Here is a 15,161-nt window from a genome sequence, read left to right on the forward strand (position 1 = left end):
GGACCGCAGCGGGACCACCGCCAACACCCCCGTGAACTGCGTTCACACCAAGGACCGGGACGGAACACCACCCCCACACACCACCCCCTCCCCCACCCCTTCCCCCTCCCTCACCCCTTCCCCCACCACTCACCCCACCCCCTACACCACCCACCTCTTCACCGACGCGGACGCCTTCGCCGCCCTCGCGCCCGACTGGCGGCGGCTCTACGGCCGCTGCGCCGCCGCGACCCCCTTCCAGAGCCACCCCTGGCTGCACTCCTGGTGGCTGTCCTACGGCGGATCCGCCCGGCTACGGGTGGTGCTGGTCCGCGACGACGGCGGCCGGCTGGTCGCGGCGGCCCCCCTGATGCGCGTACGGCGTCCGCTGCCCGCGCTGGTCCCGCTCGGCGGGGCCATCTCCGACTACACGGACGTCCTCCTGGACGACGAGCACGGCCCGGCCGCCGCCGACGCCCTCACCGCCGCGCTCGCCACCGCCGCCCGCACCGCGCTGCTCGACTTCCACGAGGTCCGCCCCGGCGCCGCCGTCGAGCAGGTGTACGACCGCTGGCGGGGCCCCCGCCGCCGGGTGGACGACTCCGTCTGCCTGGAACTGCCCGCCCTCCCCCTGGACGACCTGATCACCCGGCTGCCCTCGGCCAAGGCCCAGCAACGGGTGCGCGCCAAACTGCGCAAGCTGGAGGCGCTCGGCGTGCACCGCCGGATCGCCGGGCCCGACGAGGTGGACGGGGCGCTGCGCCGGCTGATCGAACTGCACCGGCTCCAGTGGCAGGGCCGCAAGGTGACCACCGAACACCTCCAGACCCGGTTCAGCGACCATCTGGTCCGCTCGGTCGGCCCGATGGTCCGCTCCGGCACGGCGGTCGTCACCGAGTTCCGGATGGACGGCGAGGTGGTGGCCGTCGACCTGACCCTGATGTCCCCGCGCCTGGCGGGCGGTTACCTCTACGGGGCCCACCCCCGGCTGCGCGAACGCAAGGCGGACGTGGCCGTGATGCTGCTGGACGCCTGCGCCACGCACACCCGCGTGGCCGACGGCGGCCCGGACACACTGAGTCTGCTGCGCGGCAACGAGCCGTACAAGCATCACTGGCGGCCCGAACCGGTCGTCAACCGGCGGCTGCTGCTGGCCCGAAGACACACCGCCCCGCTGCTGGCGGCGGCCCTCGCCGACGCGACCGCGCGGGCCCGCGGCAAGGAGTTGCTGCTGCGCTGGAAGGAACGCGACGGTGGCGGCGGATCCTGAACGGGCCCGCCGCCACCGCGGACTCAGTGCCGGTTCACCGGCTGCGCGACCACCAGTCGAGCCGGACACAGAGCTTGCCGCCCAGCCAGTGCTCCACCCAGTCGCCCAGCTCCAGCGGCGAACAGCGGGGCGGATCCACCGGCGTCGGCTGCGGCGTCGGCTGCGGGGTCGGCACGGGCGTCGGTACCGGCGTGGGCTCCGGAGTCGGCTGCGGGACGGGCTCGGTGACCGGCCCGCCGCGCCCGGACAGCACACTGCGGTACACCTCGGACGCCCGCGGGTTGTTCTCGCACTGCCACACACCGTGCGGGCAGTAGTCGGTCAGCGTGTTGTACAGCGGCTTGTGCTCATCCATCCAGGCGAGCATCCGCCGCATGTAGTCGGGGTTGTCCCCGTTGCGGAACAGCCCCCACTCCGGGTACGAGATCGCCTTGCCGTGCTCCTTGGCGAACTCCACGTGGTCGCGCAGCCCGAAGGGTTCACTGATCTGCTGGTCGAAGGACATCCCGGACGGCTGGTCGTAGGAGTCCATGCCGATGATGTCGACGGTGTCGTCCCCCGGGTAGCAGCGCGTCCAGGCGACGGCGTCCCGGCCGCGGCTGGGCGTCCAGTCGAACTTGAACTGCTGCCCCGGCACCGCTCGCATGGTGGTGACGATCCGGTTCCAGTACTTCTTCCACGCCTGCGGGTCGGGACCGCAGCGGTGGGTGTAGGTGATGCCGTTCATCTCCCAGCCGAGCACGATCACCGTGTCCGGCACCTTCAGCTCCACCAGCCGCTCGGCGAGTGCCCGGTAGTGCTGGTCGAAGGCCCCGGCCGCGCCCTGCCGCAGCAGCCGGCGCACCTCGGCGTCGGAGACGCCCTCCTCGTTGCGCTCCAGCATCGGCACGTTGAGCACGAACATCCGGTCGGCGTCGGCCCGCCGCCAGTCGGCCCACGGCTGAAGGAACTCGGGCCGCCCCTCGATGTTCGACCACAGATCACCGGGCAGGTAGGTGTGCCCCACCCGCAGATCGGCCCCGCCCAGCCACCGGCTCAACTCGGCGATCCGGGAAACCCCGCGAGGCCCGTAGTCGAGGTAGGCCCCGAAGGCGGGGATGTCTTGCACGGGCACGTCGGCAGACTCCTTCACGGCCTCCTTGACCGGCTCCTCGCCGACCCCCTTGACCGGCTCCCCCGCGGGCCCCTTGGCGGGCTCCTCGGCGGCCTCCTGCGACCCGGCGACGGGAGCGGCCGACTGCCCCGCCTTCCCGGACTGGCCGGCCTCCCCGGACTGCCCTGCGGGCCCGGTCGGTGGTGGCGCCGCCGCGGCCGGTTCCGGAGCGGGCGGATCGGCGACGACCACCACCCCGAGCCCCGCGGCGAACACCGGTCCGGACGCCAGGGCCGCCGACGCGGCGACCGTCGCCGCGATCAGAGCCACCCGCCGGGACCGGGACCGTCGCTGCTGCTGTGGGGCCATGCCAGCTCCTCTCTCCACACGCGTACTTTCTGACGTGCTCTCTCATTCCGTCCGCATGCCTGTTACTGACACTCAGTCATATAAAAGCCCGTCACGCCACCGCCGTTGCGGCGTCCGAGTGCCCCACTCGCCCGCACGGGTGACACCGGCCGAAGGAACCGAACGAAAGGTGCCCGAGCCGCCGCACACATGCGAAAGCCCCGGACGACGGTCAACTGTCGTCCGGGGCCCGGTGTCCCGCTGCTCACCGCCGCGAGGCGACCCGGCCTCGCCGGTAGAGCAGGGCCCCACCCGCGATCAGCGCGGCACTGGCCAGTGAGCCACCGAGAAGGGAGACATCACTACCGGTCTGCGCCAAGGTGGGCGGCTGCTCCGGACGCCCACCGCGCGGGGGCTGATGCTCGCCGCCGCCGGGAGGTTGCTCACCGACACCGGGAGGCTGCTCCCCACCGCCGGGCGGCTGCTCGCCGCCACCAGGGGGCTGTTCTCCCCCACCGGGGGGTTGCCCGCCAGGACCGGGGGGCTGTTCTCCCCCACCGGGGGGTTGCCCGCCGGCACCGGGGGGCTGTTCTCCCCCACCGGGAGGCTGCTCACCGCCACCAGGAGGCTGCTCACCATACCCACCAGGCGTGTCGTCGTCCCCGTACCCGGAGTCGTCGCCATACCCGGAGTCATCCCCGTACCCCGAGTCACCTCCGTACCCCGAATCCGACCCGTACCCGGCCTCGTCCGCGTGCCCGGAGTCACCCCCATATCCGGAGTCGTCCCCGTACCCGGAGTCGTCCCCGTAGCCGGAGCCACCCCCATAGCCGGAGTCACCCCCGTACCCGGAGTCGTCCCCATACCCGGAGGAGTCACCCCCGTAAGAACCCTCCTCGGCCGAATCCCCCGCATTGGCACAGGAGTTGCCGAAGGCGGGGTTGAGGGCGCTGGCCACGTCGACCGTGTTGCCGCACAGGTTGACCGGGACTGTCACCGGGGCCTGGAGGCTGTTGCCCGAGACAACGCCGGGCGAGCCCTGCGCGGCCCCGCTCGCCGAGGCGTCGGCGAGTACGGGGGTGGCGCAGAGGGAGAGAATGCCGGTCGCGGCAGCCGCCGCAACCATCGACCTGCTCAAGGTCTGTCGCAATCTTGATCTTTTCCTGTCCTGCTCGATCAAAGAGCTTGCAGAGTCGGGAAAGGCCGACCCTGGGACCGGAAACCGAGTGGTCCGAGGGCCGGCCGTAACGCAGCCGGTAAGGCTGGTGTCACACCGTCACTTGTTGATGCAGGTGTTGCCGAACGCCGGGTTCAGCAGACCGATGACGTTGATGCTGTTGCCGCAGACGTTCACGGGGACGTGCACGGGGATCTGGATGACATTGCCGGACAGGACACCCGGAGAACCGACGGCGGCACCCTCGGCACCGGAGTCGGCGAACGCCGGGGCGGCCCCGCCCAGGGCAAGGATCGCGCCCGCGAACACGGCAGCGGTCTTCTTCATGAACTTTCCCTTCTCTGCGGTCATGCCCCTATGACGGCCGAAACCGAGCGAGCACAACGGATGGCTCGCACCATGACCGGCAGGCTGTAGAACGAGGGATAGACAGCGGAAGAAACTCCGGAACGTGTGTCGCAGGGTAATTCACTCGAACGCCAAGACATCGTTGACGCGGCGATCGACCCGGCCGTCGACCCGGCCCCCGACACGAGAGGAAACGCTTCGCCTGAGTGGCGGAGAGAAAGACAAAGAATTGCGGTGGGGCGTTTGGGGAACGAATTTTCGCGGCGCTTCAACGCCTTTCGGAGAATCCGTTGACGCATTCGGCAGAATCCGCCCCGGACGGCCCGCGGGGGAGGTCGCGGGCCGTCCGGGCGGATGCCCTGCGGCGTTCGTCAGTTGTTGGCGACGCCGTTGCCCGACAGCACCGAGATGTCGTCCAGGATGTGCGACAGCGGCTCGTCGCCCTTGGCCTGGGTGGAGTTCTCGGCGCACTGCTGGTTCTGCGGGGCCGACAGGATCGGGATGTCCTGCACGGCGACCGGCACCAGCAGACCGAACAGCGGACCCACGTTGGCCTTGGCCGGCAGACCCACGCACAGCTTGTTCAGCGAGCCCTGGACCAGGGTGGCCTGCGGGCTCATCTTGCCGAACGTGGCCGAGTTGCCGAACGCCGACGACGCTCCGTTGCCGCTCGCGGACGTGGTGCCCTGGTCGTTACCGATGGCAAGCGCCTGCGGGGCGGCCATCGCCGTCGCACCGACCACGGACGCGGCGACCGCCGCCGCGGCCATTGCCTTCTTCAGCATTTCCGTTTCCTTTCCGACGCGGACACCCACTGCCGGTCCGTATGTTTTCCGGCCCGGTCGTCACGGGGTGTTCCTGCCCTCGCATCAACCCGGGGCACGGCGAATGGTTGCGGCCTTTCACTCGTACGGTGCTCGCGATTTCGGTGAACCGACGGGGGGAGAACTCGCAGCACACGTCGGGGGCGCTCGCCGCAGCCTGTGCGCCGTCGGCCATCGGAGTGAATGGGGGCAACCAAGCGGGCTCTGGGGAGTTGTCCAGAACGCTCCGGTGGACGGGGTTTCTTCTGAAGGGACTAGCAAGTGATCAAGAAGGTTCTGGCTTCCGCCGCGGTCGCCGCTTCCGTCGTCGGCGCGTCTGCTGCCGCCGCTCCGTCGGCGCTCGCCATCGGCAATGACAGCGGCACCACGTCCGCCAGTGGCAACGGCGCGTCGCAGGTGTACGGCAACTCGGCGACGTACGGGAACATGAGCCCGCAGCTGGCGCTCATCCAGGGTTCGTTCAACAAGCCCTGCATCGGTCTGCCCGCCAAGGCGAACGTCGGCTCGCTGATCGGCCTGATCCCGATCGCCGTGCAGGACGTCCCGATCCTGTCGGCCCCGCAGAACCAGCAGTGTGTCGAGAACTCCACCCAGGCCAAGGGCGACGAGCCGCTGTCGCACATCCTCCAGGACATCTCGCTGCTCGCGGGCAACGGCGCCGCCAACAACTGAGCCGCCCCCGCCCCAGCGGGCCGCCGGTCATCCGGCGGCCCGCTGTTCCATGTCAGGCCCCATGTCACCCCCCATACGACCCCCGTCATACGGCGTTGACCCCGACGTGAACATCACGCCGGACATTCATCCCATTATGGGAAAGAACTGAGCCAATCGGGGCAAAACCCACAACCCGCGGCGCTCCGGAACCGTTGATGATCACGCAACTCCCCACCGGAGTCCGCTTTTCGAAGGGAAAGAACATGAAGAAGCTGTGGGCCACCGCGGCTATCGCCGCCTCCGTCGCCGGCCTGGCGGCCACGGCCGCCCCCCAGGCACTGGCCATCGGCAACGACAACGGCACCACCTCCGCCAGCGGCAACGGCGCTTCGTCCGTGTTCGGCAACTCGGCCACGTTCGGTCACCAGAGCCCGCAGCTCTCGCTGATCCAGGGTTCGCTGAACAAGCCGTGTGTCGGTCTGCCGCTGAAGGCCAACGTCGGCTCCCTGATCGGTGCCGTGCCGATCGCCGTGCAGGACGTCCCGATCCTGTCGGCCCCGCAGAACCAGCAGTGCGTCGAGAACTCCACCCAGGCCAAGGGCGACGAGCCGCTGTCGCACATCCTGGACGACATCTCGGTGCTGTCGGGCAACGGCGCCGGCAACCGCTGATCCGTACCCCGCACCCGCGAAGGCGGGCCACCGGTTCCCCCGGTGGCCCGCCTTCGTCATGTGCGCCCCCGTCACAGCAGACGGTCCGCCCGGTCGATCGTCTCCGCCAGTTCCGCGACCGCCTCGTCCTCCGTGTCCCCGGCGAGGCCGTGGGCGAGCTGGGCCAGGTCGTCCAGCGTGGGGGCGCCCGGCAGCCGGGTGGCGCGGGAGTCCTCGCGGCGCAGGGCGTCGGCGAAGTAGGCGGCGACGGCGGTGATCTGGAAGCGGTCGGAGGCGCTGCCCATGCCGTCGGCGAGGCCGGCGCCCTCCAGTGAGCCCGACTCCTCGTGCGGGGTGCGGCTGTCGGGGTCCTGCCAGCGGACGGTGGCCGTGGCGAGATGCCCGGCGGCGCCCGGCTCGGTGCGCACCGCGTACAGCGCGGTCACCGTGTGGCCGGGGCCGATCTCGCCGCCGTCCACGCTGTCGTCGCGGAAGTCCTCGTCGGCGACCTGCCGGTTGTCGTAGCCGATGAGCTGGAACTCCTCGACGGTCTCCGGGTCGAAGGCGACCTGGGCCTTGGCGTCGCGGGCGGTGAGGTCGATGTTGCGGGGCAGGTCCTCGCAGAAGACCTCGCGGGCCTCCTCGGAGGTGGACACATAGGTGGTGTGGCCGTCGCCACGGTCGGCGAGCTGTTCCATCAGGTCGTCGCCGTACTCGCTGCCGACGCCGACGCCGAACAGGGTGATGCCGTGCTCGGTGCGGGCCTCGGCGATGTTCTCCAGGATGGTGTCCGCGTCGGTGTCGCCGGTGTTGGCGAGCGCGTCGGAGACCAGCACGACCCGGTTGGTGGCGTCCTCGCGCAGGCCCTCGACGGCGGTGGCGTAGCCGGTCTCGACACCGGCGCCGAGGTTGGTGGACTGCTGGGTCTCCAGCTCGTCGATGGCATCGTGGATGTCGTCGCGGTTGCCGTCGAGCCGGGTCATCGGCAGCACGATCTCGGCCTCGTCGGTGAAGGTGACCAGGGCGATGGAGTCGTCGTCGCGCAGTTGGCCGGTCATCACGCCGAGCGCCTCCTTGGCCAGGTCGAGGCGGCCGGGCTCGGCCATGGAGCCGGAGACGTCCAGGACGAAGGTGAGGGCGGCGGGCGGGCGTTCGTCGTCGTCCCCGGCCGGGCGGGTGGCGAGTCCGACCCGGACCAGGGACCACTCGTCGTCGCTGGTGCGGGCGCCGTCGACGGTGACCGTGAAGCCGTTGCCGTCGGGACGCTCGTAGTCCTGGCGGAAGCTGTTGACGAATTCCTCCGGGCGGACCGTCGCCGGGTCGGGCACCTGGCCGTCCGCGAGGGAGCGGCGGGCGTAGCCGTAGGAGGCGGTGTCGACGTCCAGGGCGAAGGTGGAGAGGAAGTCGGGCTCGGGCGCGATGTCGCGTTCCGCGCTGTCCCACTCGTCCGTGCCGTCCGTGCCGTCGTCGGGAAGGACCTCGCCGCCGTCCGGCGCGGCGGGCGCGGGCCAGCCGTCGCTCTGCCCGTGCGCGTCGCTGGTCTCGGCCCGGCCGCCCCCGCCGCAGCCCGCGAGCAGTGCGCAGGCCGCGGTGACGGCGAGCAGCCCGCCGCCCAGCCGTCGTGTCCGGTGTCGCTTCATCTCCGTTGCCCCCAGCGTCCATTGCGGCCGATGTCAGTGACTGTGACGGCGCCGGGGGCCGGAATGTGCGTTCCGGGGAGTTGCGGATGGGTCTCGAAGTGGGCACGGAGGGCGCCCGCCGAGACCGGTGGGTGACCCTCCGTTGACCTACGGGACATTCACATAGGACAGGTTGGCCTACGAGACGTGGCCTACGACACGATGTCCTTGCGGGCGAAACCCCTGAACGCCAGCGCGAACAGGATGAGCGCGTACGTGACCGAGACCGCGGCGCCCTGGATCATGCCGGACCATTCGAGGGTGGGCTGGACGGCGTCCGCCCAGGCGAACTGCCAGTGCGCGGGCAGGAAGTCACGCCAGTCGCCGAGGGCGGTCACCTGGTCCAGGACATTGCCGACGATGGTCAGTCCGACCGCGCCGCCCACCGCGCCCAGCGGCGCGTCCGTCTTGGTGGAGAGCCAGAACGCGAGCCCGGCGGTGACCAGCTGGGAGACGAAGATGTACGCCACGACCACCACGAGCCGCTGCGCCGCCGTCGCCGGGTCCAGCTCGCCGCCGGTCGGGATGTACAGCGGGCCCCAGCCGTAGGCGACGGTGCCGACGGCCAGCGCGACCAGCGGCAGCAGGATCATCGCGGCCAGGCTCATGCCGAGCGCGACCACCAGCTTCGACCACAGCAGCCGCACCCGTGGCACGGGCGCCGCCAGCAGATAGCGCAGCGAGGACCAGCCGGCCTCGGCGGCCACCGTGTCCCCGCAGAACAGGGCCACCGGGATCACCAGCAGGAAGCCCGCCGACACGAACAGCGCGACGGCCCCGAAGTTGGCGCCGGAGGCGGTGGCCGTGTCCATCAGGGTGACCGAGTTCCCGCGGCCCTCCGGATCCCCGCCGACCGCGAACGCGATGACCAGCACGAACGGCAGCAGCGCGAGGATCGCGCCCATGACCATGGTGCGGCGCCGCTTGAGCTGGCGGATCAGCTCGACGCGCAGCGGCAGGGTGCGGCCCGCGCGATAGCCGGTGGCCGTGTCGCCGGACGGGGGCGCCTCCGCCGGGGTGCCGGGGTCCCGGGGTTCCGTGTTCTCGGCGTCCACGACGTTCTCGGCGTTCTCGGCGTTCTCGGCGTTCTCGGCGTTGTCGACGGCCGTGCTCACGACGAGCCTCCGATCAGGGTCAGGAAGGCGTCTTCCAGGCGGCGGTTGGGGCCGACCGACTCCACGGGCACCTCCAGGCGGACGAGTTCGGGCACCAGGCCCGCCGCCGTGCCGCCCGCGTCGAGCCGGACCAGGAGCCCGTCGTCGGTGCGCACGGCCGAGGCGACGCCCGGCAGCGCGGCGACCTTCTCGGCGAGCGGCCCGTCCACCGGCGTACCGGTGCCGACGAGCAGGGTGTCGCCGGAGCCGATGATCTCGCTGACCGGGCCGGCCTGGACCAGTCGGCCGCGGTCCATGACCACGAGATGGGTGCAGGACTGCTCGACCTCCGCCAGCAGATGGCTGGAGACGATCACGGTCCGCCCGGCCGCCGCGTACCGGATCATCACCTCGCGCATCTCGCGGATCTGGGGCGGGTCGAGTCCATTGGTCGGCTCGTCCAGGATCAGCAGGTCCGGCAGGCCGAGCATGGCCTGGGCGATGGCCAGGCGCTGGCGCATGCCCTGGGAGTAGGTGCGCACCGCGCGGGCGAGGGCGTCGCCGAGTCCGGCGATCTCCAGGGCCTCCTCGATGTGCGCGTCCCCGGCGGGGCGGCCGGTGGCGGCCCAGTACAGCTCCAGGTTCTCCCGCCCGGAGAGATGCGGCAGGAATCCGGCGCCCTCGACGAAGGAGCCGACCCGGGACAGGACAGGTGCGCCGGGCCGGATGGCGTGCCCGAAGACGCGGATCTCGCCGCCGTCCGGGGTGATCAGGCCCATCAGCATGCGCAGGGTCGTGGTCTTGCCCGCCCCGTTGGGTCCGAGCAGACCGAGCACCTGGCCCTGTTCCACCCGGAACGACAGGTCCTGGACCGCGTACCGGTCGCTGGAGCGGGAGTAGCGCTTGCTCAGCTCGGTGATCTGGAGCGGGACCTCGGCGAGCGCCGGGTCGGGGGCCGGGGCGCTGGTGCGGCGGCGGGCGGTGAACAGCAGCAGCGCGGCGATCACCGCGCCGGTCAGCGGCAGCCACCACACCCAGGACGGCAGGCCGCTCTCGCCGGTCGTCACCTCGGGGGCGGTCGGCACGCTCAGGCCGCCCTGGACGGAGACCGTGTAGGTGGCCGGGGCCGCCGGGGAGGCGTAGGCGAGGTCGGTGGAGGCGAGGACCAGGCGCAGCCGGTGGCCCTGCTGGACCTCGTGGTCGATGGCCGGGAGGGTGAGGGTGACCTCCTGGCCCTCGGCGGCGTCCGTGATCCGGACCGGGGTGACCAGCTGCGAGGGCAGCACCTGCTGGCGGCCGTCGGGGCCGACGTCGTACACCTTGGCGAACAGGACCGCGTCCTGGCTGGTGGAGGTGACCTGGACCGTTGCCGTGGGGGAGCCGGTGATGCGCAGGTCGTCGGCGAGCGGGGCGGAGTCGAAGGCGGCGAACTGGCCGGGGAAGTCCAGCGAGACGCCGACGCCGAGGGAGGACAGCTGGGACAGGCCGCCGCCCGCGCCGAGGCCGGGCAGCGCGGAGATCGCGGGCGGGCTGGCGCCGGCCGGGTTGGTGATCTCCTGCTCGTCGCCGGTCAGGGCGAACTCGCGGGGGTCGGAGCGCAGGCCCGGGTAGCTGTCGGCGCTCGCGCCGCGCAACTGGGCCTCGCCGTCGGTGGAGTCGATGCCTCCGGTGCGGGTGACGCGGAAGGCGGGGCCGGTGGCGGCGGCCGTGTCCTCCTTGAGATACCGGTCGAACCACTCGGTGACCCGCTGTTCGACCCGGTCGGTCTCCAGGTCCCCGCCGTCGTGGCCGCCGGAGATCCAGTCGACGTCGACGGGGGCGCCGTTGGCGCTGATCGCCGCCGCGGCGGCGTCGGCCTGCCCGAGCGGGAACAGCGAGTCGCTCTGGCCCTGGAACAGCAGGGTCGGTACGTCGATCCGGTCCGCGACGGCCGACGGCGAGCGCGCTTCGAGCAGTTCACGCGCCTCGGCGTCCGGGGTGCCGGACTCGGCGACCCGGTTGTACATCTGGCACAGCTCGGTCTCGAACTGTGTGCAGCCGCCGCCGGAGTTGAAGAAGATGCCCGCCCACAGCTTCTTGAAGACATCGTCCGGGAACAGGGCGTCGGCCAGGTTCCAGTACGTGATCGCGGGGGCGATGGCGTCCACCCGGTCGTCGTACCCGGCCGCCAGCAGCGCGATCGCGCCGCCGTACGAGCCGCCCGCCAGGCCCACCCTCGGGTCGCCGTCCGTGTCCAGCTCGACCTGCGGCTGTTCGGCCAGCCAGTCGAGCATCCGGGAGACATCGGCGACCTCGGCGTCCGGGTCGTTCAGCCCGATCTGCCCGGTGGACTCGCCGAAGCCGCGCGCCGACCAGGTCAGCACCGCGTAGCCGTCGCGGGCGAGGTCCTCGGCCTGCGCGCGCATGTCGTCCTTGCTGCCGCCGAAGCCATGGCCCAGCAGCACGGCCGGGCGTCTGGTGTCCGCCGGACCGGAGGTGAAGTACGCGGTGTCGACGCTCACCCCGTCACCCATGTCCATCATCCGGTCGCTGCGCAGCACGGGGGCCGCGTCCTGTGACGCGACGGCCGTCCAGGTCCCGGCGCCGGCGAGTACGACGACGGCGGCAGCGGCGGCCAGCAGCCTCCGCGACCGCCGTGCCCGCCGTATCCCGCGCAGCCCGGGGAGTCGAAGATCCATGGCGCCCACAGTACGGGGCCCTGCTGTCGGCCCGGACAGCTTGCGGGCGGAGGCCGGACGCCTCCCAGGGGCGTACACGGGACGGGTGGCGTACTGCGAGCGCGGTACGCCACCCGGGGGATGCGTCAGGGGCGGGGACGGGGCGGGGGACGCGGGACGGAAAACGACGGGGTGGCGACGGTCCGGCTGGCCGAGATCGTATTCAGTCCGCCGTTCGGGAGGCCACTCGATGCGCTGAAGGATCGGGTAAACCCGCATGTCGCGCGCGATCACGGCTTTGCCTGGGACGGTCGGCCCCCTGCGAACGGAGACGCCCTGTGCGCATCACTGACATCCAGCGCTGCGAGGTCCGGCCGGGACGGCTCGTCGAGTGGACGCTGAGCCCGGAGACCGTCGCGACCGCGGCGGGCCTGCCGGACGATATCCGGCCACCCGCCTATATCCAGGAGTCGCATTTCAGAACGGCGCGAACGGTGCGCGAGGACGGCCTGTTCGTGCCGACCTGGCTCGGCGCCGCCTTCGATCTGCCCGGCCCGGTCGACCTGGACGCCCTCCAGGAGGCGCTGTGCGGCTGGATGCGGCGGCACGAGACGCTGCGCAGCGGCTTCCGGCTGACCGCCGGTGACGAACTGCGCCGGTTCACCCTGGACAGCGCGTCGATGTCCCTGCACCGGGAGGTCGTGGGTGACTTCACCGACCCGGCGGTGCTGATCGCCCATCTCCAGCACCGTTTCGATGTGGCGGCGGACGCGTTGCGCTGGCCCAACCTGATCTTCACGGCGGTCGTGCGCGAGGCCGACACCAGCGTGTACATGGCGTTCGACCACAGCAATGTCGACGCCTACTCCCTGCACCGCATCCCGTCCGAGATCCATGAGCTGTACGCGGCCGCGGTCGCGGGCCGGGTCCTTCAGGGGCCGCCGGTCGGCAGTTACATCGACTTCTGCGAGAGCGAGCGGGCGGACGCCGACCGGATCGACGCGAGCCATGAGATCGTCGGCCGCTGGCGGGAGTTCATCCGGCGCTGCGACGGACAGCTGCCCGGGTTCCCTGTGGATCTGGGGCTGGAGCCGGGCGGCGGCCCGCTGCCGCCGCAGAAGCTGCTGCGCGAGCCGCTGGTGGACGCGGCAGCCGCCGCCGGCTTCGAGGCGCGGTGCCGTCCCTACGGCGGCAGCGGCGTCGGCGTGCTCGCGGCGACGGCGCTGGTGCTGCGGGAGATCGGCGGGCAGCCGGTGTACCGCACGGTGCTGCCGCTGCACACCCGGGCCAAGTCCCGCTGGTCGGAGTCGGTCGGCTGGTACGTCGGCGGCGCCCCGATCGAGGTCCCCCTGGACGCCGACCTCGACTTCTCCTCCGCCCTGCGGACCGTACGCGCCGAACTGCACGCCAACCGCTCGCTGGCCCGGATGCCGCTGGCCCGCGTCCTGAGCCTGCTGGGCACGGACTTCCGGCCGACCTCCCCCGACATGTACTCGATCGTCTCCTACGTCGACGCCCGCTCCCTGCCCGGCGCCGCGGACTGGGCCCGGCTGTCGGCGTACGGGCTGATCAGGGTGTCGTACGGCGATCAGGTGTGTGTCTGGATCAACCGGGTGCCCGAGGGGCTGTGGCTGGCCAGCCGCTATCCGGACACGGACATCGCGCAGAAGAACATGCGGTGGTACGTGGAGCGGCTGCGGGATGTGATCACTTCGGTGGCCGCCGGGGACTGAGGTGGCGCGTGCGGGGGCGCGTCCTCGTGCCGGGGTTCTCCGGGGTTCTCCGGGGTTCTCCGGCGGTGAACGGCGTCATCCCCGCCGCGCGGCTCTCCGCACGACGGGGATGACGGTCGGCCGGGTCGGCCGGGGTGCTGCTCAGTGGTTGCGCGGGAAGCCCAGGTCGACTCCGGTCGGGCCCTCGGAGGGGTCCGGCCAGCGGGTCGTGACGACCTTGCCGCGGGTGTAGAAGTGGGTGCCGTCGTTGCCGTAGATGTGGTGGTCGCCGAAGAGGGAGTCCTTCCAGCCGCCGAAGCTGTGGTAGCCGACGGGGACCGGGATCGGGACGTTGACGCCGACCATGCCGGCCTCGATCTCCAGCTGGAAGCGGCGGGCGGCGCCGCCGTCGCGGGTGAAGATCGCGGTGCCGTTGCCGAACGGCGAGGCGTTCATGAGGGCCAGGCCCTCGTCGTACGTGTCCACCCGCAGCACGCACAGGACCGGGCCGAAGATCTCGTCCTGGTACGCCTTCGCGGTGGTCGGCACCTTGTCGAGCAGCGAGATGCCGATCCAGTGGCCGTCCTCGAAGCCCTCCACGGTGTGGCCGGTGCCGTCCAGGACGACCTCGGCGCCCTCGGCGGCGGCGCCCGTGACGTAGGAGGCCACCTTGTCGCGGTGGGCGGCGGTGATCAGCGGGCCCATCTCGGAGGTGGGGTCGTTGCCGGGACCGATCTTGATCTTCTCGGCGCGCTCGCGGATCTTCTCGACCAGTTCGTCGCCGATCGCGCCGACGGCGACCACCGCGGAGATCGCCATGCAGCGCTCGCCCGCCGAACCGTAGGCCGCGGAGACCGCCGCGTCGGCGGCGGCGTCGAGGTCGGCGTCCGGCAGCACCAGCATGTGGTTCTTGGCGCCGCCCAGGGCCTGGACGCGCTTGCCGTTGGCGGAGGCGGTGGTGTGGATGTGGCGGGCGATCGGGGTGGAGCCGACGAAGGAGATCGCCTTGACGTCCGGGTGGGCGAGGAGGCGGTCCACGGCCACCTTGTCGCCGTTGACGACGTTGAAAACGCCGTCGGGCAGACCGGCCTCGGCCAGCAGCTCGGCGATCTTCAGGGAGGCGGACGGGTCCTTCTCCGAGGGCTTCAGGACGAAGGTGTTGCCGGTCGCGATGGCCAGCGGGAACATCCACATCGGGACCATCGCCGGGAAGTTGAACGGCGTGATGCCCGCGACGACGCCCAGCGGCTGGCGGATCGAGGCCACGTCGACGCGGCTCGCGACCTGCGTGGACAGCTCGCCCTTGAGCTGGACGTTGATACCGCAGGCCAGGTCGACGACCTCCAGGCCCCGGGCGACCTCGCCGAGCGCGTCGGAGTGCACCTTGCCGTGCTCGGCGGTGATCAGCTCCGCGATGGCGTCCCGGTTGGCGTCGAGCAGCGCGCGGAACCGGAACAGGATGGTCGTGCGCGCGGCCAGCGAGGACTGGCCCCAGGTGGCGAAGGCGTCCTTGGCGGCGGCCACGGCCGCGTCGACCTCGTCCACGCTCGCGAAGGCGACCTTGGTGGTGACGGCGCCGGTCGCCGGGTCCGTGACCGGCCCGAACGTGCCCGACGCGCCTTCGACGGTCTTCCCGCCGATCCAGTGGTTGACGATCTTCGTCATGACCGAGTACT

The 15,161-nt window shown here is 71.6% G+C and carries 12 protein-coding genes; 4 read left to right on the forward strand and 8 right to left on the reverse strand.

Annotated elements, in window-relative coordinates:
- Nucleotides 1-31 precede the first annotated feature (31 nt).
- Nucleotides 32-1,249 carry a GNAT family N-acetyltransferase gene (locus tag ACFRFC_RS02860; protein ID WP_382681757.1) on the forward strand — a complete coding sequence of 406 codons (1,218 nt, stop codon included), beginning with the start codon at nt 32-34 and terminating at the stop codon, nt 1,247-1,249.
- A gap of 34 nt (nt 1,250-1,283) precedes the next feature.
- Here ACFRFC_RS02860 and ACFRFC_RS02865 read toward each other — a convergent pair whose 3' ends face one another.
- The 4 genes from ACFRFC_RS02865 to ACFRFC_RS02880 form a co-directional block, all read right to left on the reverse strand.
- Nucleotides 1,284-2,711, reverse strand: a complete 1,428-nt coding sequence (locus tag ACFRFC_RS02865) for a glycoside hydrolase family 26 protein (protein WP_382681754.1) — start codon at nt 2,709-2,711, stop codon at nt 1,284-1,286.
- 244 nt (nt 2,712-2,955) lie between these two features.
- On the reverse strand, nt 2,956-3,840 hold the full coding sequence (locus ACFRFC_RS02870) for a chaplin (RefSeq protein WP_383112580.1): 885 nt from the start codon (nt 3,838-3,840) through the stop codon (nt 2,956-2,958).
- Between the two features lie 126 nt (nt 3,841-3,966).
- The gene (chpD, locus tag ACFRFC_RS02875; protein ID WP_382682095.1) at nt 3,967-4,194 is read right to left on the reverse strand and encodes a chaplin ChpD; all 228 of its coding nucleotides are present in this window, start codon (nt 4,192-4,194) and stop codon (nt 3,967-3,969) included.
- Between the two features lie 392 nt (nt 4,195-4,586).
- Entirely contained in the window at nt 4,587-5,000 is a 414-nt protein-coding gene (locus ACFRFC_RS02880; protein ID WP_382681748.1) for a rodlin, read from the reverse strand.
- Nucleotides 5,001-5,300: 300 nt separating this feature from the next.
- Between ACFRFC_RS02880 and ACFRFC_RS02885 the strand changes: the two genes are divergently transcribed.
- Both ACFRFC_RS02885 and ACFRFC_RS02890 read left to right on the forward strand, forming a co-directional pair.
- Complete coding sequence (locus tag ACFRFC_RS02885; protein WP_382681745.1) at nt 5,301-5,711, forward strand: rodlin; 411 nt, start codon at nt 5,301-5,303, stop codon at nt 5,709-5,711.
- A 245-nt stretch (nt 5,712-5,956) separates the two neighbouring features.
- Nucleotides 5,957-6,364, forward strand: coding sequence for a rodlin (locus ACFRFC_RS02890; RefSeq protein ID WP_382681742.1), 408 nt, complete (start codon nt 5,957-5,959; stop codon nt 6,362-6,364).
- Nucleotides 6,365-6,435: 71 nt separating this feature from the next.
- On the opposite strand, the gene ACFRFC_RS02895 is transcribed toward ACFRFC_RS02890, so the two are convergent.
- The 3 genes from ACFRFC_RS02895 to ACFRFC_RS02905 form a co-directional block, all read right to left on the reverse strand.
- Nucleotides 6,436-7,983: a von Willebrand factor type A domain-containing protein gene (locus ACFRFC_RS02895; RefSeq protein ID WP_382681739.1), complete on the reverse strand. Its 1,548-nt coding sequence runs from the start codon at nt 7,981-7,983 to the stop codon at nt 6,436-6,438.
- A gap of 191 nt (nt 7,984-8,174) precedes the next feature.
- Nucleotides 8,175-8,981: an ABC transporter permease gene (locus ACFRFC_RS02900; protein WP_382682093.1), complete on the reverse strand. Its 807-nt coding sequence runs from the start codon at nt 8,979-8,981 to the stop codon at nt 8,175-8,177.
- A 152-nt stretch (nt 8,982-9,133) separates the two neighbouring features.
- Complete coding sequence (locus ACFRFC_RS02905; RefSeq protein WP_382681736.1) at nt 9,134-11,794, reverse strand: alpha/beta fold hydrolase; 2,661 nt, start codon at nt 11,792-11,794, stop codon at nt 9,134-9,136.
- 317 nt (nt 11,795-12,111) lie between these two features.
- Here ACFRFC_RS02905 and ACFRFC_RS02910 point away from each other — a divergent pair, with 317 nt between their 5' ends.
- Nucleotides 12,112-13,506, forward strand: a complete 1,395-nt coding sequence (locus ACFRFC_RS02910; protein ID WP_382681733.1) for a condensation domain-containing protein — start codon at nt 12,112-12,114, stop codon at nt 13,504-13,506.
- A 141-nt stretch (nt 13,507-13,647) separates the two neighbouring features.
- Here ACFRFC_RS02910 and mmsA read toward each other — a convergent pair whose 3' ends face one another.
- Nucleotides 13,648-15,150, reverse strand: a complete 1,503-nt coding sequence (gene mmsA / locus ACFRFC_RS02915; RefSeq protein ID WP_382681730.1) for a CoA-acylating methylmalonate-semialdehyde dehydrogenase — start codon at nt 15,148-15,150, stop codon at nt 13,648-13,650.
- Between the last annotated feature and the right edge of the window lie 11 nt (nt 15,151-15,161).

The organism is Streptomyces sp. NPDC056734, assembly GCF_042790455.1.
In the GTDB taxonomy this organism is placed as follows: Bacteria; Actinomycetota; Actinomycetes; order Streptomycetales; family Streptomycetaceae; genus Streptomyces.